Source organism: Micromonospora sediminicola, assembly GCF_900089585.1.
GTDB classification, from domain to species: Bacteria; Actinomycetota; Actinomycetes; order Mycobacteriales; family Micromonosporaceae; genus Micromonospora; species Micromonospora sediminicola.
On sequence record NZ_FLRH01000003.1, the window covers coordinates 2,304,071 to 2,326,499 of the forward strand.

The 22,429-nt window shown below is 74.7% G+C and carries 22 protein-coding genes; 21 read left to right on the forward strand and 1 reads right to left on the reverse strand.

Going from position 1 to position 22,429, the window contains the following annotated elements; genetic code table 11:
- Positions 1 to 38: 38 nt before the first annotated feature.
- The 21 genes from GA0070622_RS11435 to GA0070622_RS11535 all read left to right on the forward strand — a co-directional run bounded on the left by GA0070622_RS11435 (position 39) and on the right by GA0070622_RS11535 (position 21,723).
- Positions 39 to 1,601, forward strand: a complete 1,563-nt coding sequence (locus tag GA0070622_RS11435; RefSeq protein WP_176710447.1) for a UDP-N-acetylmuramoyl-L-alanyl-D-glutamate--2,6-diaminopimelate ligase — start codon at positions 39 to 41, stop codon at positions 1,599 to 1,601.
- The gene (locus GA0070622_RS11440; protein ID WP_091573280.1) at positions 1,598 to 3,007 is read left to right on the forward strand and encodes a UDP-N-acetylmuramoyl-tripeptide--D-alanyl-D-alanine ligase; all 1,410 of its coding nucleotides are present in this window, start codon (positions 1,598 to 1,600) and stop codon (positions 3,005 to 3,007) included. The genes GA0070622_RS11435 and GA0070622_RS11440 overlap by 4 nt, the downstream gene beginning before the upstream one ends.
- Positions 3,004 to 4,134 (forward strand): phospho-N-acetylmuramoyl-pentapeptide-transferase, encoded by a 1,131-nt coding sequence (gene mraY, locus GA0070622_RS11445; RefSeq protein ID WP_091573281.1) that lies wholly within the window; start codon positions 3,004 to 3,006, stop codon positions 4,132 to 4,134. Before GA0070622_RS11440 ends, mraY begins: the two co-directional genes overlap by 4 nt.
- Positions 4,135 to 4,371: 237 nt before the next feature.
- Positions 4,372 to 5,787, forward strand: a complete 1,416-nt coding sequence (locus tag GA0070622_RS11450; RefSeq protein ID WP_172968085.1) for an FtsW/RodA/SpoVE family cell cycle protein — start codon at positions 4,372 to 4,374, stop codon at positions 5,785 to 5,787.
- Entirely contained in the window at positions 5,787 to 6,893 is a 1,107-nt protein-coding gene (murG, locus tag GA0070622_RS11455; RefSeq protein ID WP_091573282.1) for an undecaprenyldiphospho-muramoylpentapeptide beta-N-acetylglucosaminyltransferase, read from the forward strand. Before GA0070622_RS11450 ends, murG begins: the two co-directional genes overlap by 1 nt.
- Before the next feature lie 31 nt (positions 6,894 to 6,924).
- On the forward strand, positions 6,925 to 8,406 hold the full coding sequence (gene murC, locus GA0070622_RS11460; RefSeq protein WP_091573283.1) for a UDP-N-acetylmuramate--L-alanine ligase: 1,482 nt from the start codon (positions 6,925 to 6,927) through the stop codon (positions 8,404 to 8,406).
- Entirely contained in the window at positions 8,403 to 9,221 is an 819-nt protein-coding gene (locus GA0070622_RS11465; RefSeq protein ID WP_091573284.1) for a cell division protein FtsQ/DivIB, read from the forward strand. Before murC ends, GA0070622_RS11465 begins: the two co-directional genes overlap by 4 nt.
- A gap of 245 nt (positions 9,222 to 9,466) precedes the next feature.
- Positions 9,467 to 10,582 carry a cell division protein FtsZ gene (gene ftsZ, locus GA0070622_RS11470; RefSeq protein WP_091573285.1) on the forward strand — a complete coding sequence of 372 codons (1,116 nt, stop codon included), beginning with the start codon at positions 9,467 to 9,469 and terminating at the stop codon, positions 10,580 to 10,582.
- A 9-nt stretch (positions 10,583 to 10,591) separates the two neighbouring features.
- On the forward strand, positions 10,592 to 11,338 hold the full coding sequence (locus GA0070622_RS11475; RefSeq protein WP_091573286.1) for a YggS family pyridoxal phosphate-dependent enzyme: 747 nt from the start codon (positions 10,592 to 10,594) through the stop codon (positions 11,336 to 11,338).
- A gap of 193 nt (positions 11,339 to 11,531) precedes the next feature.
- A complete protein-coding gene (locus GA0070622_RS11480; protein WP_091573287.1) occupies positions 11,532 to 12,230 on the forward strand; it encodes a cell division protein SepF in 699 nt (232 codons plus the stop codon).
- Positions 12,231 to 12,258: 28 nt separating this feature from the next.
- Positions 12,259 to 12,564 carry a YggT family protein gene (locus GA0070622_RS11485; RefSeq protein ID WP_091059628.1) on the forward strand — a complete coding sequence of 102 codons (306 nt, stop codon included), beginning with the start codon at positions 12,259 to 12,261 and terminating at the stop codon, positions 12,562 to 12,564.
- Between the two features lie 41 nt (positions 12,565 to 12,605).
- Positions 12,606 to 13,412, forward strand: coding sequence for a DivIVA domain-containing protein (locus GA0070622_RS11490; RefSeq protein WP_091573288.1), 807 nt, complete (start codon positions 12,606 to 12,608; stop codon positions 13,410 to 13,412).
- Between the two features lie 72 nt (positions 13,413 to 13,484).
- Positions 13,485 to 14,132: a hypothetical protein gene (locus GA0070622_RS11495; RefSeq protein ID WP_091573289.1), complete on the forward strand. Its 648-nt coding sequence runs from the start codon at positions 13,485 to 13,487 to the stop codon at positions 14,130 to 14,132.
- A gap of 2 nt (positions 14,133 to 14,134) precedes the next feature.
- Positions 14,135 to 14,443: a DUF167 domain-containing protein gene (locus tag GA0070622_RS11500; RefSeq protein ID WP_091573290.1), complete on the forward strand. Its 309-nt coding sequence runs from the start codon at positions 14,135 to 14,137 to the stop codon at positions 14,441 to 14,443.
- A gap of 22 nt (positions 14,444 to 14,465) precedes the next feature.
- A complete protein-coding gene (locus GA0070622_RS11505; RefSeq protein WP_091573291.1) occupies positions 14,466 to 15,971 on the forward strand; it encodes a potassium/proton antiporter in 1,506 nt (501 codons plus the stop codon).
- Positions 15,972 to 16,194: 223 nt separating this feature from the next.
- On the forward strand, positions 16,195 to 16,614 hold the full coding sequence (locus GA0070622_RS11510; RefSeq protein ID WP_091573292.1) for a TraR/DksA family transcriptional regulator: 420 nt from the start codon (positions 16,195 to 16,197) through the stop codon (positions 16,612 to 16,614).
- 67 nt (positions 16,615 to 16,681) lie between these two features.
- Entirely contained in the window at positions 16,682 to 17,287 is a 606-nt protein-coding gene (gene lspA, locus GA0070622_RS11515; RefSeq protein WP_091577199.1) for a signal peptidase II, read from the forward strand.
- Entirely contained in the window at positions 17,284 to 18,228 is a 945-nt protein-coding gene (locus GA0070622_RS11520; RefSeq protein ID WP_091573293.1) for an RluA family pseudouridine synthase, read from the forward strand. Before lspA ends, GA0070622_RS11520 begins: the two co-directional genes overlap by 4 nt.
- 1 nt (position 18,229) lies before the next feature.
- On the forward strand, positions 18,230 to 19,084 hold the full coding sequence (locus tag GA0070622_RS11525; protein WP_091573294.1) for a hypothetical protein: 855 nt from the start codon (positions 18,230 to 18,232) through the stop codon (positions 19,082 to 19,084).
- A 140-nt stretch (positions 19,085 to 19,224) separates the two neighbouring features.
- Positions 19,225 to 20,748: a MinD/ParA family ATP-binding protein gene (locus GA0070622_RS11530; protein WP_091573295.1), complete on the forward strand. Its 1,524-nt coding sequence runs from the start codon at positions 19,225 to 19,227 to the stop codon at positions 20,746 to 20,748.
- Between the two features lie 48 nt (positions 20,749 to 20,796).
- Complete coding sequence (locus GA0070622_RS11535) at positions 20,797 to 21,723, forward strand: DUF2567 domain-containing protein (RefSeq protein WP_425412760.1); 927 nt, start codon at positions 20,797 to 20,799, stop codon at positions 21,721 to 21,723.
- Here GA0070622_RS11535 and GA0070622_RS11540 read toward each other — a convergent pair.
- The gene (locus GA0070622_RS11540; protein ID WP_091573296.1) at positions 21,689 to 22,393 is read right to left on the reverse strand and encodes an LON peptidase substrate-binding domain-containing protein; all 705 of its coding nucleotides are present in this window, start codon (positions 22,391 to 22,393) and stop codon (positions 21,689 to 21,691) included. The genes GA0070622_RS11535 and GA0070622_RS11540 overlap by 35 nt on opposite strands.
- Between the last annotated feature and the right edge of the window lie 36 nt (positions 22,394 to 22,429).

A 22,429-nucleotide genomic window follows, 5' to 3' on the forward strand; every position in this document is an offset into this window, starting at 1 on the left:
ACATCATCGGTGAGTGGCGACGAACCACCGGGGCGGCTGTGCGGTCGGAACCGGACGACCGGGTAGGGTCTGACGCCGTGCCCGGCAATCCACGTCCCGCCACCGTGCGTCCCGTCCGGCTCGGCGACCTCGCCGCCCGACTGGCGCTGACGCCGCCGGAGGCCGCCGCCGAGCCGGCCGTCACCGGCGTCACCCACGCCAGCCAGGAGGTCCGTCCCGGCGACCTGTACGCCGCCCTGCCCGGCGCCCGCCGGCACGGCGCGGAGTTCGCCGCCGCCGCGGCCGCTGCCGGCGCGGTGGCCGTGCTGACCGACCCGGCCGGCGTGGCGCTGGCCGCCGACGCCGGGCTGCCCGTGCTGGTCGTCGACGACCCCCGGGCCGCGCTCGGTGAGGTCGCCGCCATGGTCTACGGCGACCCGACCGCCGGGCTGACCGTGATCGGGGTGACCGGCACCGCCGGCAAGACCTCCACCAGCTACCTGATCGAGTCCGGCCTGCGCGCCGCCGGGCACACCACCGGCCTGATCGGCACCGTGGAGACCCGCCTCGGTGACCTGGTGGTGGACAGCGTCCGGACCACCCCGGAGGCCACCGACCTGCACGCCATGCTCGCGGTGGCCCGCGAGCGGGGGGTGGACGCGGTGGTCATGGAGGTGTCCAGCCACGCGCTCGCCATGGGCCGGGTCGGCGGGGTCCGGTTCGACGTCGGCGGCTACACCAACTTCGGCTCCGACCACCTGGACTTCCACGCCGACGAGGCGGACTACTTCGCCGCCAAGGCCCGCCTCTTCGACGGGCGCTGCCGGGTGGAGGTGCTCAACCACGACGACCCGGCGCTGCGACCGCTGCACAAGCCGGAGACCGTGACCTACTCGGCGGCCGGCGACCCGACCGCCACCTGGTGGGCCGACGGGATCGACGGGGAGGGCTACGCCCAGCGCTTCACGCTGCACGGCCCGGACGGGCTGACCCTGCCCACCGCCGTGGCGCTGCCCGGCCGGCACAACGTGGCCAACGCGCTGCTGGCCGTCGCCACCCTGGTCGCCGCCGGCGTCGACCCGGCTGTCGCGGCGCGCGGCGTGGCCGCCTGCGGCGGCGTGCCCGGCCGGCTGGAGCTGGTCAGCGGCGACGCGCCGGTACGCGGGGTGGTCGACTACGCGCACAAGGCGAACGCCATCGAGGCGGTGCTGACCGCGCTGCGCGGCCTGACCGACGGCCGGCTGGTCTGCGTGCTGGGCGCCGGCGGCGACCGGGACCGGGGCAAGCGCCCGGTGATGGGCGAGGTGGCCGCCCGGGGCGCCGACGTGGTGCTGGTGACCGACGACAACCCGCGTACCGAGGACCCGGCCCTGATCCGCTCCGAGGTGCTGGCCGGCGCGTACGCCGCCGCCGCACCGGCCCGGATCATCGAGGTGCCCGGCCGGCGGGCGGCGATCGAGGAGGCGGTCCGGGTGGCCGAACCGGGTGACGTGGTGGCGGTGCTGGGCAAGGGCCAGGAGCGTGGCCAGGAGATCGGCGGCGAGGTGCTGCCGTTCGACGACCGGGTGGAGCTGGCGGCGGCGCTGCGCGCCCGCTTCGGTGACCTGGTGGGTCGGCGATGATCCCGCTGACGCTGGCCGAGGTGGCCGCCGCGGTCGACGGTCGACTGACCGGCGCCGACCCGGAGGCCCGGGTCACCGGGACGGTGGAGTTCGACTCCCGCAAGGTGGCGCCGGGCGGGCTCTTCGTCGCCTTCCCCGGCGAGCGGGTCGACGGCCACGACTACGCCGCCGGCGCGGTGGAGGCCGGCGCGGTGGCCGTGCTCGGCACCCGGGAGGTGCCCGGCGTGCCGATGGTGCTGGTCGACGACGCGCTCGACGCGATGGGCCGGCTGGCCCGCGCCGTGGTCGACCGGCTGCCCGAACTGACCGTGATCGGGCTGACCGGCTCCTCCGGCAAGACCACCACCAAGGATCTGATCGCCCAGCTGGCGGTCCGGCTCGGCCCGACCGTGGCGCCGCCCGGATCGTTCAACAACGAGCTGGGGCACCCGTACACCGCGTTGCAGGCCACGCCGGAGACGCGCTACCTGGTGATGGAGAAGGGCGCCCGGGGGGTGGGCCACGTCCGTTACCTGTGCGACGTGGTGCCGCCGCGGATCTCGGTGGTGCTCAACGTGGGGGTGGCGCACCTCGGCGAGTTCGGCTCGGTGGAGGCCATCGCGCTGGCCAAGGGGGAACTGGTCGAGGCGCTGCCCGCCGACGGGCTGGCCGTGCTGAACGCCGACGACCCCCGGGTCGACGCGATGGCGTCGCGGACGCCGGCCCGGGTGGTCCGCTACGGCGAGTCCGCGCACGCCGACGTGCGCGCCGTGGACGTGACGCTGGACGGCCGGGGACGGCCCTCGTACACGCTGGTCACCCCGGAGGGCAGCGCCCCGGTGCGGCTCGGGTTGACCGGCCGGCACCAGGTGTCCAACTCCCTCGCGGCCGCGGCGGTCGGCCGGGAGCTGGGCCTGCCGCTGCCCGACCTGGCGGCGGCGCTGAACGAGCTGGGTCTGGTCTCCACCCGGCGGATGGACGTCGTCGAACGCTCCGACGGCGTGACGCTGATCGACGACTCGTACAACGCCAACCCGGCCTCGACCGGCGTGGCGCTGCGCGCCTTGGCCAGCATGCGCGGCGAGGGGCGTACCGTCGCGGTGCTCGGCTACATGGCCGAGCTGGGCGACTTCGAACGGGAGGGACATCAGCAGGTCGGCCGGCTCGCGGCCGAGCTGGGAGTGGACCGGCTGCTCGTGGTGGGCGAGCCGGCGGCGCCGATCCACGAGGGCGCGACAGCGGTAGGCAACTGGGGAGGAGAGTCGGTGCTGCTCACCGATCAGGCGGCGGCCGTCGAGGTGCTGCGGAGCGAGCTGCGTCCGGGCGACGTGGTGCTGGTGAAGGGCTCCCGGTACCGGACCTGGGAGGTGGCCGACGCGCTGCGCGCGGACGCCGCTGCGGACGGGACGGAGGGCGGCGCCGCATGAGGGCGGTCATCGTCGCCATCGGGGTCGCGTTCCTGATCTCGCTGTTCTGCACCCCGATCGCGATCAAGGTGTTCGCCCGGCTGAAGGCCGGCCAGCCGATCCGATCGAACCTCGGACTCGCCAGCAACGAGGGCAAGAAGGGCACGCCGACCATGGGCGGCGTGGTCTTCATCCTGGCCACGGTGATCGCGTACGTCGCCGGGCACCTGGCCCTGACCACGCTGCCGGACGCGCAGATCGCGCAGGTCGAGCCGACCATCACGGCGCTGGTGCTGCTGGGGCTGATGGTGTTCTCCGGCGCGGTCGGCTTCATCGACGACTTCCTGAAGGTCCGCAAGCGGCACAGCGGCGGCCTCAACAAGCGGGGCAAGCTGGCCGGGCAGATCCTGGTCGGCGCGGTCTTCGGCGCGGTGGCGGTCTACTTCCCGTCGAGCATGACCGACGCCGGCGGCAACGCGACCAACACCGAGACGGTGGGCAGCACCACGCTGAGCTTCATCCGGGACATCCCGGCGCTGGAGATCGGCAAGATCGGCGCGGTGATCGTCATCATCATGGTGGTGATGGCGGCGACCAACGGCGTCAACCTCACCGACGGCCTGGACGGCCTGGCCACCGGCGCCTCGGTGATGGTCCTCGCCGCGTACGCGTTGATCGCGTTCTGGCAGTACCGGCACTGGTGTGCGGACCCGAACTACCCGGCCGGGGAATACTGCTACACCGTGCGCGACCCGCTGGAGATCGCGCTGATCGCCGGCGCGGCGGCCGGGGCCTGCGTCGGCTTCCTCTGGTGGAACACCTCGCCGGCCCGCATCTTCATGGGTGACACCGGTGCGCTCGGGCTGGGTGGCCTGATCGCCGGCATGGCGATGTCCACCCGGACCGTCCTGCTGCTGCCGATCCTGGGCGGCCTGTTCGTGATCATCACGATGTCGGTGGTCATCCAGATCATCTCGTTCCGCACCACCGGCAAGCGGGTGTTCCGGATGTCGCCGCTGCAGCACCACTTCGAGTTGGCCGGCTGGAGCGAGGTCAACATCGTGGTCCGGTTTTGGATCATCGCCGGGATCGGCGTGGCCATCGCGCTGGGCCTGTTCTACAGCGAGTTCCTCGCCGCGGTCAGCTAGGTGTAAGGAAGGGCCCCTTCTTAACAGACGTCTGTTAAGAAGGGGCCCTTCCTTCAGTTCCGACACGCCGACCGGGCGGTTGCGCCACGGGCGGGCGGGTCGAGCCGCCATGATGGGCGGGTGGGGGAGGGACGAGACATCCAGGCCAGCAGCGACCCGCCGACCCGCCGCGCGCCCGCGGCCACGCCGCCGGCCGATCCACCGGCCGTCGCGGCGGGCTGGGATCCGGCCGGCGGCCTGGCCGCGTTGCGCGGCCTGCTGGCCCGCCCGCTCGCCTCCTACTACCTGCTGCTGTCCAGCACCGGCCTGCTGCTGCTGATCGGCCTCACCATGGTCTTCTCCGCGACCAGCGTGAAGGACTTCGCCGAGGGTGGCGACGCGTCGGCGTCGCTGACCAAGCAGGCCGTCTTCGCGGTGATCGGCATCGGCGCGTTCTGGGCCTGTCAGCGGCTGCCCGCACGCACGTTCCGGGCGGTGAGCCGCCCGGCTCTCGGCGTGGCGGTGGCGCTGATGCTGCTGCTCAACCTGCTCGTCGCGCTGGAATCGCTGTTCGGGGTGGCGTCCATCGGGCCGTTGAAGGCCGAACTCCTGTCGCTCTCCCTCGGCCCGATCTCGCTGCAACCGGTCGAGGTGGCGAAGTTCGCGCTGGTGCTGTGGGCGGCGCACGTGCTGGCCCGCAAGGGCGCCGCGCTGGGCTGGTGGCGGGAACTGGCCACGCCGCTGTTCCCGGTGGTCGGTCTGCTGTTCGTGCTGGTCGGCTTCAACGACCTGGGCAGCATGCTCTGCCTGCTGGCGCTCGTGGTCGGGCTGCTGTGGGCGGCCGGCGTGCGGGGCCGGGTCTTCGCCGCGCTCTCCGCGATCGGGCTGGCCGGCATCGGCCTGCTGGTGGCCGCCGCCTCGCTCGGCGCGGGCTCGGGCTCGCGGGACGCCGACAACTACCGGCTCGGCCGGCTCACCATGTGGCTCGACCCGCCGTCCCCGAAGACCTGCTTCGAGCAGGAGCTGGACTACTGCTACCAGCTCGTGCAGGCCCGCTACGCGATCGGCAACGGCGGCTGGTTCGGCGTCGGCCTGGGCCAGAGCTCACTGAAGTGGAACTACCTGCCCGAGGCGCACAACGACTTCATCTTCGCCATCGTCGCCGAGGAGCTGGGCGTGGTGGGCTGCACCGTGATCCTGGCGCTGTTCGCCGTGCTCGCGTACACCGGGATGCGGATCGCCCGCCGGGTCGAGGACCCGTTCCGCCGGCTCGCCGCCGCCGGCGTGACCGCCTGGCTGGTCGGCCAGGCCGTGATCAACATCGGCGGCGTGACCGGCCTGCTGCCGCTGACCGGCGTACCCCTGCCGTTCATCTCCGACGGCGGCAGCGCCCTGGTGGTGACGTTGGCTGCGATCGGCATGCTCGCCTCCTTCGCCCGCGCCGAGCCGGACGCGGCCCGCGCCCTGCATGCCCGTCCACCGGCCCGATGGGTCCGACTAGTGTGGGCCCCGTTGCCGCCGCTTCCCGGCCGGCGCCGTCGACCGGCGCCGCCCCCGGCGGACCGTGGGTCCGTGCCCCGGTCCCGGCAGCGACGGCAGGACGACCAGGCCGCGCCGCGCGGCGCCCGGCCCGACCGGGCGCGCGCCGGCTCGGCGAGCGAGAGGAGACGCTGATGGGTCCGCTGCGTTCGGTGGTGCTCTGCGGAGGGGGTACGGGCGGGCACATCTACCCGCTGCTCGCCTTCGCCGACTGCCTGCGCCGACACGACCCGAGCGTCCGGATCACGTGTCTGGGCACACCCAAGGGCCTGGAGAACGAGCTGATCCCGCCGGCCGGCTACGACCTGCGCCAGATCCCGGCCTACCAACTGCCCCGGTCGGTCAACATGAGCCTGGTGCGCACGCCGGACCGGATGTGGAAGGCGGCCCGCGCGGCGGGCAAGGTGATCGACGAGGTCCAGGCCGACGTGGTGATCGGCTTCGGCGGATACGTCTCGGTGCCCGGCTACCTGGCCGCGTGGCGCCGCGACCTGCCGATCGTCATCCACGAGGTCAACGTGCCGCCGGGTGTGGCGAACCGGCTCGGCATGAAGTTCACCAAGAACGTCGCGGTGGGCTTCCCGCACCAGCCGGCCCAGGCCGAGGCCCTGCGCGACGCCCGGGTGGTCGGCGTACCGCTGCGCCGTGGGATCGCCGGGCTGGACCGGGCCGCCCTGCGCGACGCCGCCCGCGCCCACTTCGGGCTCCGCCCCGACCTGCCGGTGCTCTTCGTGGCCGGTGGCTCGCAGGGCGCCCGTTCGATCAACCTGGCGGTGTCCGGCGCGGCGAAGGAGCTGGCCCGCAACGGCGTGCAGGTGCTGCACGTGATCGGCGCCCGCAACGAGCCGGTCTCCGTCCCCACCGACCTGCCGGTGCCGTACGTGACGCTGCCCTACCTGTCCGAGATGGAGCTGGGCTACGCGGCGGCCGACCTGATGCTGGGTCGGGGCGGCGCGATGACCTGCGCCGAGGTCGCCGCGATCGGCCTGCCCACGATCTACGTGCCCTACCCGCACAGCAACCAGGAGCAGAAGCGCAACGCGCTGCCCGTGGTGGAGGCCGGCGGCGGTCTGCTGGTCGACGACGCCGAGGTGACCCCGGCCTGGGTGGAGCGCACGGTGATCCCGCTGATCCGGGACCCGCAGCGGCTCTGGACGATGAGCCACGCCGCGGCCGCGTACGGCCGGCGTGACGGGGACGTGGCGTTGCTGAACTTCGTCTACGAGGCGGTGGGCCGGTAATGGGCCGCGCCGCGACGGGAAGGTACCTCTCATGAACACCGCGCAGTTCACGCCCGCCGGCACGACGACCGCGGAGGACCTGGGCCGGATCCACCTGATCGGGGTGGGCGGGGTCGGGATGGCCGGCCTGGCCCGGCTCTTCCTCACCCGGGGCCTGCCGGTCTCCGGCAGCGAGCTGCGGGAGTGGCCGTCCCTGGCCGGCCTGCGGGCGCTGGGCGGGACGATCCACTCCACGCACGAGGCGGCCAACCTGGACGGGGTGGACACGGTCGTCTACTCCTCGGCGATCCCGCAGGACCACCTGGAGATGGTCGAGGCGCGCCGGCGGGGCCTGCGGGTGCTGCACCGCTCCGAGGCGCTGGCGGCGGCGATGACCGGCCGGCGCACGGTGGCGGTCGCCGGCACGCACGGCAAGACCTCCACCACGTCGATGGTCACCATGGTGCTCCAGCAGGCCGGCGCCGACCCGTCCTTCGTCATCGGCGGGGAGATCTCCGAGGTCGGCTCCGGCGCGCACCACGGCACCGGCGAGCACTTCGTGGTCGAGGCGGACGAGAGCGACCGTTCCTTCCTCATCTACCGCCCGTACGTGTCGATCATCACGAACATCGAGGCGGACCACCTCAACACGTACGGCGACCTGGCCAACCTGGAGGCCGCGTTCGCGGAGTTCGCCCGCCTCACCGACCCGGACGGGTTCGTCGTCACCTGCGCCGACGACGCGGGCGGCCGGCGGCTGGCCGAGACGCTGCGGGCGGAGGGGCGTCGGGTGTGGACGTACGGCGAGTCCGCCGACGCCGACCTGCGGATGAGCGACGTCACCTCCTCCGCCCAGGGGGTGCGCTACCTGGCCGAGGTCGAGGGCCGGTCGCTGGGCGAGATCCGGCTGCCGATGCCGGGGCGGCACATGGCGCTCAACAGCGCCGCCGCGGTGCTCGCGGCGTACCTGCTGGAGTTGCCGGTGGCGGCGGCGGAGGCCGCGCTCGGCGCGTTCCCCGGCGTGCGGCGGCGGTTCGAGCGCAAGGGCGTCGCGGACGGCGTGCTGGTCTACGACGAGTACGCCTACCACCCGACCTCGATGACGCTGGCCCTGCAGACGCTGCGCGAGGTGGCCGGCGACGGACGGCTGATCGTGGTGTTCCAGCCCTATCGGCTCTATCGCACCCGGGACCTGCAGGCGGAGATCGCCGCCGCCCTGGGCATCGCCGACGAGCTGGTGCTGCTGGAGGTGTTCGGCCCGGGCGAGATGCGCCGGCCCGGCGAGGGCTCGGCCGCGTTGATCGAGGCGGTGCCGCTGCCGGCCGGGCACAAGGTGTTCGTCGAGGCGTGGGACGACGTGCCGGCCGAGGTGGCCCGGCGGGCCCGCACCGGAGACGTGGTGGTGACCATGGGCGCGCCGCCGATCTCGCTGATGGGCGACCAGTTGCTGGACGCGTTGCTGGCGCGCACCGGAGGCGCCGCGGCGCTGGGCGCCGGCGTCGACCCGGACGGCGCGGCGGCCACCGCCGGATGAGCCCGGGGCCGGCCCGCGGCCGCACCTCCGGTCAGGACGGCGGGTCGGGGCGGCGCAGCCCGGTCCGGCGCTGGCAGCTGGTGCGCGCCGGCGCGGACGCGGTGCCGCCGTCCACCCGTCGCTTCATGGCCCGGGCCCGGCAGCGGCGGATGCGGGCGGCGCTGCCCTGGGCGGTCGCCGCCGCGGTGGCGGCCGTCGCCGGGCTGGTCGCCTGGACGGTGCTCGGCACCGGCCTGTTCGGCGTGCGCGACGTCCGGGTGGTCGGCGCCCGCACGGTCACGCCGGTGGAGATCCGGGACGCCGCGGCGGTGCCGGACAACGCGCCGCTGGCCCGGGTGGACCTGGCCGCGACCGCGCGCCGGGTGGGCGCGCTGCCGCCGGTGGCGCGGGCCACGGTGGAGCGGGACTGGCCGGGGACGCTGGTGATCCGGGTCGAGGAGCGGGTGCCGGTGGCGGCGGTGCCGCAGGGCGAGCGGTTCGCGGTGGTCGACAACTCCGGTGTGGTCTTCCAGCACCTGGACCAGGCGCCGGCGGGGCTGCCGCTGGTCCGGGTCGCGCGCCCGGGCCCGGACGACCCCGGCACCCGGGCCGGGCTGGCGGTGCTGGCCGCGCTCGGTCCGAAGCTGCGCGCGGAGCTGGTCGCGGTCGACGTGGCCGGGCTGGCCCGGATCACGTTGCTGCTGCGCGGCGACCGCGAGGTGTTCTGGGGGGACGCCTCGCGCGGCCCGGAGAAGTCCACGGTGGCCACCGCGTTGCTGGGGCGCCGGGCCGACCGGATCGACGTCAGCGCCCCGGACGTGGTCACGTTCCAGTAGCCCCGGTGCGGCGAGCGGCTCTTGTGTCCCGGGTCGCTCGGTCGGCGACACGCCGGAAGGGTCCTTGGCTCCTGGCGCGGCGGCGCATACGTTGCCCCGAAGAGATCAGTGGTTGACATAGCCCTAAGCCTCTAGTAGAGGGTGAGGGTTCAGCCGTCGGAGAGTTCAGGGCAGATGCTCCGCCGCTGGTCCGGCCAAGCCGTGTGGGGTCGGCCCATGCCAATCTCGAAGGGAAAGGACCGGAGATGACACCTCCGCACAACTACCTGGCGGTCATCAAGGTCGTCGGCATCGGGGGTGGCGGCGTGAACGCCGTCAACCGGATGATCGAGGTTGGGCTCAAGGGCGTCGAGTTCATCGCGATCAACACCGATGCGCAGGCGCTGCTGATGAGCGACGCCGACGTGAAGCTCGACGTGGGCCGGGAGCTGACCCGGGGGCTGGGTGCCGGCGCCAACCCGGACGTCGGCAAGAACGCCGCCGAGGACCACCGGGACGAGATCGAGGAGGTGCTCAAGGGCGCCGACATGGTCTTCGTGACCTGCGGCGAGGGCGGCGGCACCGGCACCGGCGGCGCGCCGGTGGTGGCGAACATCGCCCGCAAGCTCGGCGCGCTCACCATCGGCGTGGTCACCCGGCCGTTCTCGTTCGAGGGCAAGCGCCGCCAGGTGCAGGCCGAGGCGGGGATCGAGGAGCTGCGCAACCAGTGCGACACGCTCATCGTCATCCCGAACGACCGGCTGCTGGCCCTCGGCGACCGCAACATCTCCATGATGGACGCGTTCCGCACCGCGGACCAGGTGCTGCTCTCCGGTGTCCAGGGCATCACCGACCTGATCACCACGCCGGGTCTGATCAACCTGGACTTCGCCGACGTGAAGAGCGTGATGAGCGGCGCCGGCAGCGCGCTCATGGGCATCGGCAGCGCCCGGGGCGAGAACCGCGCCGTGGAGGCGGCCGAGGCGGCCATCTCCAGCCCGCTGCTGGAGCAGAGCATGGACGGCGCGCGGGGCGTGCTGCTCTCCATCGCCGGCGGCTCGGACCTCGGCCTGTTCGAGATCAACGACGCGGCGCAGCTGGTCACCGACGCGGCCCACCCGGACGCGAACATCATCTTCGGCGCGGTCATCGACGACGCGCTCGGCGACGAGGTGCGGGTGACCGTGATCGCGGCCGGCTTCGACGGGGGCGCTCCGGCGTACAAGGCGGTCGAGCCGCCGCGCAAGAGCAACCAGAACCCGCCGGCGCAGTCGAACGCGCCGGTGAGCCCGCCGGCCACCATGCCGGCCCCGCAGCAGCCGTCGCGCCGGGTGCTCTTCGACGATGTCGACGTGCCCGATTTCCTCAAGAACGGGTCCTGAGCCGCCCCGATGACGGAGTCACCCCTGACGGTGCGGCCGGAGCGTCGCACCGAGCTCGCGGCCGGGCTGGCCCGGGTCCGGTCCCGGATCGCGGACGCCTGCGCGGCGGCCGGCCGGTCCCCGGACTCGGTCACCCTGGTCGCGGTCACCAAGACGTACCCGGCGGTCGACGTGCTCGCGCTGGCCGAGCTGGGGGTGCGCGACGTGGGGGAGAACCGGGACCAGGAGGCGGCGCCGAAGGCGGCGGCGGTGGCCGCCGCCGGGGCCGCGCCGCGCTGGCACTTCATCGGCCAGCTGCAACGCAACAAGGCCCGGTCGGTGGTCCGGTACGCCGACGTGGTCCAGTCGGTCGACAGCGTCCGGCTGGCCGCCGCGCTCGGCACCGCCGCGACCGCCGCCCGGGACCGGCCGTTGGACGTGTTGGTGCAGGTGAGCATCGACGGCGACGCGGCCCGGGGCGGGGCGCTGCCGGGCCTGGCCGACCCCGATCGGGGGCTCGACCCGGTGGCCGCGGCGGTGGCCGGCGCGGACGGGCTGCGGCTGGCCGGTCTGATGGCGGTGGCCCCGCTGGGCTGGGAGCCGGACCGGGCGTTCGCCCGGCTGGCCGAGGTGGCGGCGCGGCTGCGCGGCGACCATCCGGGCGCCACGGTGCTGTCGGCGGGGATGAGCGGCGACCTGGAGAGCGCTGTCGCGCACGGCGCGACACATGTCCGCGTCGGCAGCGCGTTGCTCGGAATGCGCCCCACGCTGGGGTAGCCTGACCACGACGGAAGCAAATTACATCAGTGTTGTTCAGGACGGCGTTCCCGTAGCCGGGGGCCGTGGCGGGCGGGCCGCGAACCGCACGTCAGGGGATTGCCGATCCGGTCCGGTGGGCATGATCGTCCACTCGTGATCAAGCGACACGGCACGGGGGCGCGTGCCGCACGGCGGACGGAAGGGCGCGGGGATGGGTGCACTGCGCAAGGCGGGGGTCTGGCTCGGTCTCGTCGAGGAGGACGACGAGCGGGCGTACGAGGACGGTGGCTACGACAAGGGTGGCTACCGGGACTCGTCGCGCTACCGGTCGAGCCGGTACGCCGAGGAGTTCGCCGACGAGGACGACGACGAGGCCGACGAGCCGCCGACGACCCGGAGCCGGGTCGGCGAGCGGGGTCGGCTGAGCGAGCGCACCGGCCGCGCCGTCGACGCCGACCGGTCCGAGGTCGAGCGCCCGGAGCGGACCGAGCGGACCGAGCGCTCCAGCGTCCGGTCGATCACCCGCTCCTCCGACGGCTCCGGCGCGCTGAGCTACCACACCCGGGACAACCTCGCCCTCGCGCCGCAGGCCCAGCCGCGCGAGCGGGTGGTGGCTCCGGAGGAGGAGCAGCGCTACCAGATCACCACCCTGCACCCGACGACGTACCGCGAGGCGCGGACCATCGGCGAGCACTTCCGGGACGGGGTGCCGGTGATCATCAACCTCACCGAGATGGACGAGGCGGACGCCCGCCGGCTGGTGGACTTCGCCGCCGGGCTCGCGTTCGGCCTGCGCGGTACGATCGAGCGCGTGACCAACCGGGTGTTCCTGCTCTCACCGGCCAACGTCCAGGTCACCGCGGAGGACAAGGCCAAGATCGCTGAGGGCGGCTTTTTCAGCCTGAGCTAGCCCGCACGACCGAGGGACGTCGCCTGCCGTGTTGTCGATCCTGTTCCAGGTGCTCTACCTGCTGCTGTACTTCTTCCTGCTCGTCCTTCTTGCCCGATTTGTTCTCGGCGCGGTGCTGGCCTACGGTCGCCGCTGGCAGCCGGGGCGCGGCGCATCGGCGGGACTGGAAGTCGTGTGGAGCGTCACTGATCCGCCCCTGCGAGCGTTGAGGCGTGTGATCCCACCACTGCGAATTGGTACCGTGAGCATCGACCTGGCCTCCCTTGTGCTCCTGGTTATCCTGTTCGTGCTGATGGAGTTCGTGTTACAGCGCCTGATCGTGGCGTTCGCCTGACCAGAGCGCTTTCGCGGCCGCAACTGACCCGAGGAGTTTCGATGCCGCTGACCCCGGCCGACGTCCACAACGTCGCCTTCAAAAAGCCGCCGATCGGCAAGCGGGGGTATGACGAGGAGGAGGTCGACGCCTTCCTGGACGAGGTCGAGCGTGAGCTGGCCCGTCTGATCGAGGAGAACAACGAGCTGCGCGCCCAGGTGGAGCGCGGCGGTCGGGGTGGCGCGCCCGCCGGCCCCGGCGGCGACGCCCGCCTCGCGGCGGAGCTCAACGACGTCAAGGCCCAGCTCGACCGGGTGCAGCGCGACAAGGCGGCCGCCGAGCAGGCGGCCCGGGCGATGCAGGCCGAGCTGGAGCAGGTCCGCACGCAGGGCGGCCCGGCAGGGGTGACCGGGGACGGCGAGCAGCAGGCGCTGCGCGTGCTGATGATGGCCCAGCGCACCGCGGACGACCACGTCTCCGACGCCCGGCGCGAGGCCGACAGCCTGCTCTCCGAGGCCCGGTCCAAGGCCGAGGAGGTCACCCGCGAGGCGCGGGCCAAGGCCGACGCCCTGGAGCGGGACGCCCGCCAGCGGCACCAGGAGGCCATGGGCGGCCTGGACGCCAAGCGGACCGCGCTGCAGAAGCACATCGAGGAGCTCAAGCAGTTCGAGCGGGAGTACCGCACCCGTCTCAAGGCCTACCTGGAGAGCCAGCTGCGTGACCTGGACGGTCGCGGGCAGGGCCTCGAGGTCGAGATGAACCGCGCCGAGGGCACCCGTGCCGCCGGCGGCAGCAACGGTCTCGCCACGGCCGGCCTCGCCGGCTCGTACGGCGGCGGCCGCGCCGGCTCGCTCGAGTCCGGCCGCTGATCCCGCGTCGGTGGCCGTCCCCGGGACGGCCACCGACCGCCCAGACCGACACGACGCGGCCGGGGGTGAGCTGTGATAGCCGCGAGCGTCCTGCTCATCCTCGTCGCGGTCGTGCTGCTGGTGGTGGGCCTGGCCGGTGGGTCGAGCCCGCTGCTGATCGTGTCGATCGCGGCCAGCCTGCTGTCCGCCGTCGCCTTCGTCGCGTTCGCCCGCCAGGCGGCCGCCGCGAGGGCCACGGCGGGTCGGGAAGCCGGCCCGCGCACCCGGACCGCGCGCTCCGCCCCGTCCCCGGACGAGCCGGTGAGCCCGGTCCCGCACCACACGTCGACGGTCGGCGCCGGCGGATCCGGGTGGCGGCAACCGCCCGGGTCGCCGGTGGCCGAGCCGTACGACCCGCCGGCCGACGCCTGGGCGCCCCCGGTGCCCCGCGCCGCCGGCCGCGCCGAGGTGACACCGACCTCGCCCGCGCCGGGCGACCTGTCCGAGGGTGAGCCCCCGGCCGAACACCTCACCGCCGGCGAACTGGCCCGGCTGGTGCGGCTGCCGGAGGAGGTCCGGGTCGTCGACGGCCACCCGCGCTTCCACCTGACCGACTGCCCGCACCTGGTGGGCCGGGCGGACGAACCACTGCCGGTCGCCGAGGCCGTCGAGCTCGGCTTCACCCCGTGCGCCCACTGCGCCGCGGGCACCACGTTGCTGGCCGACGCCCGGCCGTACTGACCATGACGATCGCGGACACCCCGCTCACCGTCGCGGTGCGCGTGAAGCCCGGCGCGTCCCGGGCCCGGGTGGGCGGTCGCCACGACGGGCCGCACGGTCCCGCGCTCGTCGTCGCCGTGCACGCGCCGGCGGTCGACGGCCGGGCCACCGAGGCGGTCCGGCGGGCGCTGGCGGACGCGCTGGGCGTCCGGCCCGCCGCGGTGTCGCTGCGGTCCGGCGCGACCAGCCGGGACAAGATCTTCCTGGTGGCGCACCCGCCCGACGGGTTGCCCGAGGTGCTGCGTCGGCTGCGCGACGGCAGCGCCGGGTGAGGAACCGTCGGGCCGGTCGGCGATGACCCCGGGGCTGAACCTCGCGCTGCTGGTGGGCGCGGCCGTGCTGCTGGTCGCGGTGGGCGCGGTGCGCTTCTCCACCCGCCTCGGCGTGCCCAGCCTGCTGGTCTACCTGGCGCTGGGCGTGCTGATCGGCGAGGCGGGCCTGGGCATCGAATTCGACGACGTCGAGCTGACCCGGGTGCTCGGGTTCTGCGCGCTCATCGTGATCATCGCCGAGGGCGGGCTGAGCGCCCGGTGGAGCACGCTGCGCCCGGTGCTCGGCCTGGCCTCGGCGTTGTCCACGGTCGGCGTGGTGGTCAGCATCGTGGTGGTCGGCGTGGTGGTGCACCTGCTGCTGGACCTGGACTGGCGGCTGGCCCTGCTCTACGGCGCGGTGCTGTCGTCCACCGACGCGGCGGCGGTCTTCGCCACCCTGCGCCGGCTGCGCCTGCCACCGCGACTGGTGGCCACGCTGGAGGCCGAGTCCGGGATGAACGACGCCCCGGTGGTCCTGCTGGTGCTGCTGCTGTCGCGGGCCGGGGCCGAGGCGGCCCACCCCTGGTGGTACGAGGCGCTGGTGCTCGGCTACGAGCTGGGGGCGGGCGCGGCGGTCGGGGTGGGCGCCGGCCTGGCCGGGCGGTACGCGTTGCGGCGCGCCGCGCTGCCCTCGTCCGGGCTCTACCCGATCGCGGTGGTCGGCTTCACGGTGCTGGCGTACGCGGCCGGCTCGGTGCTGCACGCCTCCGGCTTCCTGGCCGTCTACGTGGCCGGGGTGCTGCTCGGCAACTCCCGGCTGCCGCACCGGCAGGCGATCCTCGGCTTCGCCGACGGGCTGGCCTGGCTGGCCCAGATCGGCCTGTTCGTGCTGCTCGGTCTGCTGGTGTCGCCGAGCCGGCTGGACGCCGCGGTGCTGCCGGCGGTGATCACCGGGCTGGCCCTGCTGCTGCTCGCCCGGCCGCTGTCGGTGGCGGTGTCCGCGCTGCCGTTCCGGGTGAACCTGCGCGAGCAGCTCTTCCTGTCCTGGGCCGGCCTGCGCGGGGCGGTGCCGATCGTGCTGGCCACCATCCCGCTCTCGCTGCGGGTGCCCGGCGCGGACCGGCTCTTCGACGCGGTGTTCGTGCTGGTGGTGATCTTCACGCTGCTCCAGGCCGGGACGCTGGCCCGGGCGGCCCGCCGGTTGGGCGTGACCGCGCCCGCGGAGGCGAGCGAGATCCTGCTGGAGACCGCGCCGCTGGAGCGGATGCGGGCCGACCTGCTCCAGCTGGAGGTGCCGGCCGGCTCCCGGCTGGCCGGGGTGCACGTGGACGAGCTGCGGCTGCCGGTGGGCGCCGCGGTCACGCTGGTGCTGCGGGACGGGGTCGGCTTCGTGCCCGGTCCGGACACCCGGCTGAAGGTGGCGGACAGCCTGCTCATCGTCGCCACCGCCGGGGTGCGGGACGCCACCGAGCGGCGGTTGCGGGCGGTCAGTCGACGGGGCCGGTTGGCCCGCTGGTTTGGCGAGTACGGGGAGGACCGGACCGGCTGATCTGCTAGCGTTCCTTTTGCCCCGGTTAGTGGCATTCCGGGGCGGAAAAGCGGAGCGACGGTGCGGCACGTTGTCGGACGCCTGTACGTTCCGTATTCTTGCCAACCTCCGGAGTGCGCGGCGCGGTCGCCGTGCGCCCGTCTGTTCGTGGGGGACGCCGGCGCCGGTGACCCCTGCCCACGTACCGCTGAGCGCCGCGCCCACGCGGCTGAGGGAGCTGACGATGGCGAAGCCAGCCGAGACCAGGACCGCCGGCCGCAAGCCGGTGGCGAAGGCCACCCGCAGCGCGGCGGAGACCGAGAAGATCCGGGCCGCCCTGGCGGCACGGCGGGACGAGCTCAACACCGAGTACGATCAGACGCTGAGCGAGATCACCGAGCTGCAGCGCGACCGGCTGACCGACTCGGCCGGGGACGACCAGGCCGACACCGGCACCAAGACGTTCGAGCGCGAGCAGGAGATCTCACTCGCCAACAGCATCAAGGAGCGGATCACGCAGGTCGAGCGCGCGCTGGAGCGGCTCGACGAGGGTGGCTACGGCTGGTGCGAGCGGTGCGGCAACCCGATCCCGGTGGAGCGGCTCGCCGCGTTCCCGTCGGCCACCCTCTGCGTGAGCTGCAAGCAGCTGGAGGAGCGGCGCTGACGTCCGCTCCCCGGCGGCCGTACGGCAGACGGTGACCGCCACCGTCGCGAGCGTCGATGGGGAGCAGATGACCGCAGCACCGCCCGCCGGTTCCGGCACCACCGAGACAGGCGCCGGCGCGCCCCGCCGAAAGGCGGTCGGCCTGCTGCTCGGCGTGTCCCTGGTCTCGCTCCTGGCGGACCTCGGCACGAAGCAGCTCGCGCTCAGCGAGCTGCCCGGCCGGGAGGAGCCGGTGTCGGTGCTCGGCGGCGCCGTCTACTTCACCCTCACCCGCAACAGCGGCGCGGCCTGGAGCATCGGCTCCGACCACACCTGGGTCTTCCCGCTGATCACGTTCGGCGTGATCGGCTGGATCGCCTGGATGGCGCTGCGGCTGCGCTCGCTGCCCTGGGCGGTGTCGCTGGGTCTGGTGCTGGGCGGCGCGCTGGGCAACCTGGCCGACCGGATCTTCCGCGCGCCGGGGCACTTCGTCGGCCACGTGGTCGACATGATCAGCGTGTTCGGCCCGTACGGTGAGTTCTTCCCGGTGTTCAACCTGGCCGACAGCTCGCTGTTCTGCGGCGTGGTGCTGGCGGTCTTCCTGGAGCTGACCGGCCGGCAGCGCGACGGCTCCCGGGCCGCCGCGAAACCCGCCACCGAGGACGCCCCGGCCGACCAGAAGGAGCGCGCGTGACCGCCGCGTTCGCCACCGGCGGCGACCACCGGTCCCTGCCCGTCCCGGACGGGCTCGACGGCATGCGGCTGGACCAGGCCGTGTCCCGACTGTTCGGGCTGTCCCGCACCGCCGCGGCGGCGCTGGTGGACGCCGGGGACGCGCTGGTCGACGGCGCGGTCCGGGCCAACTCGCACAAGGTCCGGGCCGGCTCCTGGCTGGAGGTCACGCTGCCCGCGCCGGCCGCGCCGCCGACCGTGGTGCCGCAGGCCGTGCCCGGGCTGACCGTCGTCTACGCCGACGACGACATCGTGGTGGTGGACAAGCCGGTCGGGGTGGCCGCCCACCCGAGCCCCGGCTGGACCGGCCCGACCGTGATCGGCGGGCTCGCCGGCATCGGTCACCGGATCTCCACCAGCGGCGCCGCCGAGCGGCAGGGCGTGGTGCACCGGCTCGACGTGGGCACCACCGGAATCATGACGGTGGCCAAGAGCGAGCTGGCCTACACCGCGTTGAAGCGCGCGTTCAAGGAACGCGAGGTGGAGAAGCGCTACCACGCCGTGGTGCAGGGCCACCCGGACCCGCTGCGCGGCACCATCGACGCGCCGATCGACCGGCACCCCCACCACGACTACCGCTGGGCGGTCGTCTCCGGGGGCAAGCCGAGCATCACCCACTACGACACGCTGGAGGCGTTCCCCTCCGCCAGCCTGCTCGACGTGCGGCTGGAGACCGGGCGTACGCACCAGATCCGGGTGCACTTCTCCAGCATGCGGCACCCCTGCGTCGGTGACCTGACCTACGGCGCCGACCCGACGCTGTCCGCCCGGCTCGGCCTGGCCCGGCAGTGGCTGCACGCCCGCTCGTTGAGCTTCGCGCACCCGCGCACCGGCGACGAGGTCACCTTCGTCAGCGACTACCCGGACGACCTGGCCCGGGCGCTGGAGATCCTGCGCGACTGACGTGACCGACCGTCCCGCGCCGCCGCGCCGGTCGCGTGCCGCCGCGCTGACCTGGCTCGCCCTCGCCTGTGCGCTGATCGTGCTGGTCGTGGGCGTGGCACAGCGGCGGGACCGGCCGGTGGGCGACCGCACGGTGGGCGAGGTGACCCGGGTCGGCGTGGCCGACGGCGACGCGGTGCCGGCGTACCTGCGCGCCGCCGGGGACGAGCTGGCCCGGCTCGACGCGCCCGACGGCTACGCCCTGGTCTCGTTCAGCGCCTACCTGACGCCGGCCCGGGTGGCGTCCACGCTGGGCGGCACGCCGGTGTCGGCCGTGGTCGCCCGGGTGCCGCTGCCGGGCCGGCAGACCGAGATCGTGCGCATCGCCGCGCTGCGCCTGCCCGACGACGTGGCCGGCGGGATGGCCGAGGTCGCCGCGCGCAAGGACCGCGAGGCGGCGGACTACCGGGCCCGCGCCGCCGCCCCGGCGGCCACCGCCGACCCCGAGGCGCGCCGGGTGTACGCCACCGGGGCCGAGGTGGCGGCCCGGGAGGCGGACGCCTACCGGGCCGGGTGCGCCTGCGTCTACGCCGCCGTGGTGCGGGGCGGGCCGGACGCGCTGCGCACGCTCGCCGCCCGTCCCGGCGTACGCGGGGTCGACCCGGCGCCGGAGGTGACCCGCCTGGACCGCACGGTGTTCACCCCGCCGCTGCCGGAGCAGCGCGACGTGGCCCGGCCGCCGGCCGACACCGGGTTGGCGTCCGGCGACGGTATGGGTGATTCGTCGGAAGCCGCACCGACGGTGAGCGGACCCTCACCCGTCGCCCGCCCGGCCGCCACCGGGTCCGGGTCGCCCAATCCCGCTCCCACCTCCTGAGACACCCCGGTGCGCGACGGCGCGACGGGTGACACGGTGAGGAGGGCCACCGGGCGATGTGCGGAGCGGGGAGTGGTCCGAATAGGGTTTCGTTCGTAGCCTGTCAGGCGGAGATCGATGGGCTGGGGGAGGGCGAATCCTTGGACGGCAGCGAGACCGGCTGGGGTCGGCAGGGTGAGCCGGCACCGCGGTGGCGGGCGCTGCTCGACCGGGCCCGCCTGGGCGGTCGCGGCGCGGAGCACACCGACGCCGAGCGGCGCGCCGAGGAGAACCCGGCACCACCACCCGAGCCGTTGCCGCGTCGCGGCGCGGGCAACGGGTGGACCGGCCGTGCCGCCGCCGTCGGCCGCGCCGCCGACGGGTCGTACGGCGCCGAGCCCGGCTACCGCGCCGAGGCCACGTTCCGGGTCGATCCCGCCTTCCGCGCCGACCCCCGCCTCGACGGCGAGCCGGCCTACCGCGCGGAGCCCGCGTACCGCGCCGACCCGGAGCCGGCCGCGCCGAGCTGGCGGGCCGAGCCGACGTACGCCCCCGAGCCGTCCTGGCGCGCCGAGGCGCCCCTCGCCCCGGAACCACGCGCCGAACCGTCGTGGGGCGGCGAGCCGGTCCCCGAGCCCCGTGGGCGGGCCGAGGCGCCGGTCGAGTCCCGCTACGCGCTGCTCGACGGCGGCTACCGGCCCGCGCCGCCCCCGGCGGAGTCCCGCTACGCGCTGTTGGACCGGGGCCGCTACCGCCCGGAGACCCCGCCCGCCCCGGAGCCGGTGCTGCCCGCCCCGCGACGGCCGGTGGAGGCCCGGCCCGGCCCGGTCGAGCCGGCGCCGGCGCGGTGGCGGGCCCGCGCCCCGCAGCAGGACCCCGAGCTGGAGCGGGCGACCGGGGTGCTCCGCCGCGAGCTGGGCACGCCCCGGGTGCTCGCGTTCGCCAACCCCAAGGGCGGCGTGCACAAGACCACCGCGACCGTGCTCGCCGCGGCCACCGTGGGCAGCGTGCGCGGGCGCGGCGTGCTCGCCTGGGACGACAACGAGCTGCGCGGCACGCTCGGTCTGCGGGCCGGCAGCGCCCGCCACGCCCGCACCATCCGCCACCTGGTCCACGACCTGGCGCAGATCGAGATCCTGGAGGGTGACACGCTGCTGTCGCACCTCGACGACTACCTGCGGCACGCCTCCGACGGCTCCTACGACGTGCTGGCCGGCGAGGAGAGCCCACGGTTCGCCCAGCGCCTCGACCAGTTCACCGTCAAGCGGGTGCTGGAGCTGCTGCGCCGGACCCACGAGGTGGTCTGCGTGGACACCGGCAACAACGTGGAGAGCCCGAACTGGCGCACCGTCATGCAGGCCGCCGACCAGCTCGTGGTGACCACCGTGCCGCGCGAGGACGCCGCCTTCAGCGCCGACTGGATGCTCGACCTGCTGCACGAGGTCGGCATGGGTGAGCTGGCCGACAACGCGGTCACGCTGATCTCCTGCCCGACCCCGGGTCGCACCTCCCTGCAGGACGACCTGGAGCGGCACTTCGCCACCCGCACCCGGGCGGTCGCCGTGGTGCCCTACGACCCGGCGCTGGAGACCGGCTCCTCGATCGAATACCACCAGCTCCAGGCGGAGACCCGGGACGCCTGGCTCAAGGCGGCCGCGGTGATGGTGGAGCCGTTCGCGCGCTGACCGCCCACCACCGCCCCGCGCCGGGCCCCGGCCTGAGAGGATCACCGGGTGAGTCCGGACACCCCTGATCCCGAGCGTCCCGGCGGCGGACCGACCGACCGGCAGGCGCCCGAGGCGGCGCAGTCCGCCGGCGCCCGCGCGACCGACGGGCGGTCGCCCGAGGGCGCGCGCGCGGCCGACGCGCAACCGCCCGCCTGGCCGAGCGGCCTGCCGGTGCCCGCCGGCACCCCGGTCACCGCGCCCGGCGCGGACCCGCTCGCCGGCCATCCGGGCGTCGTGGGGCAGCTGCCCGGAGCGGCCCCGGCCGCCCGGCGCGCCGTCCGCCGCCCGGTCGCGACCGTCCTCGGCCTGGCCGCGCTGCTGACCGCGCTCGGCGCGCCGCTGGGGTTGCTGTGGGCGTGGCTGGCGCCGGACACACCGGTGCGGCAGACCCCGGACGGGGCGGTCTACGTCACCCCGCAGCCGGAGCAGCCGATCGCCGCCGACGGCTGGTTCAGCCTCCTGGCGCTCGGCTTCGGCGTGCTCGCCGCGGTCGCGCTCTGGGTGCTGCTGCGTCGTCGACGCGGCCCGGCCGGCCTGCTCGCGGTGACGCTGGGCGGGCTCGGCGCCGCCGTGGTGGCCTGGCAGGTGGGCCGCCGGATCGGGCTGGCCACGTTCCAGCGGCTGCTGGACACCGCGCCGCCGGGCACCGACTTCACCAAACCCGCCGACCTGCGCGCCGGCGGCGTCGACTGGTACGGACCGCTGCCCGTGCCGCACGGCAGCCTGCTGCTCGCCGCGTTCGGCGCGGCCGTGACATACACGCTGCTGGCCGGGTGGTCCCGCTGGCCGTCGCTGCGCCCGGAACCGGAGCCCGGCGGCCACTGGCCGCCCCCCACGGGTCAGGCGGGCGACTGGCCGCCGTCGACGGGTCAGGCGGGCGACCGGCCGCCGCCCGGGATCAGTTCGGCGCCGGGAGACCCGCCAGCTCGCTGAGCGGCACCGGCACGGCCCGCACCTCGCGCAGCAGCGCCGTCTCCCGGTGCAGCAGGCGCAGCTCGGCGCGCAGCCGGCCGGGCGTGTCGTCGATGGCGAGCAGCCGCTGCCGGTCCGCGACGGTCAGCGCGGCGGTCGCGGCGACCAGGTGCGACAGCACGGTCGGGTCCTCGGGCAGCTGCTCGGAGATGTCCTCCGGGTCCGGCCGGATCAGGCCCAGATAGTGCCGGAACACCGAGATCACCCGGGCGGCCAGCAGATCGGCCGTCTCGTCCGGGCCGGTCGGCTCGGGCAGCCACTCCACCTCGGCGGTGAGGTAGGGCTCGGCGGCGTCGTCGACCTCGGCGATGCGGAACCTCCGCCGCCCCACGGTGACGATGTCGAAACCGCCGTCGGCCAGCTCGGTGACCTGCCGCAGCTCGGCGGTGCAGCCCACCTCGTGCAGGGTGACCGGGCCGCCGGCCAGCCCGGACCGCCCCGGCGGCCCGGCGGGCGCGACCTCCCACCCGGCCTGGATCGCCACCACCCCGAACTCGCGGGGCGCGCCCTCGGGCAGCCCGACCAGGTGGCGGACCAACGCCCGGTAGCGCTCCTCGAAGATGTGCAGCGGAAGGACCAGCCCGGGGAAGAGGACGGTCCCGAGGGGGAACACCGGCAGCCGTGCGCTCACTGATCGAGCGTATCCCCCGTACGCCCGTCCGGCGTG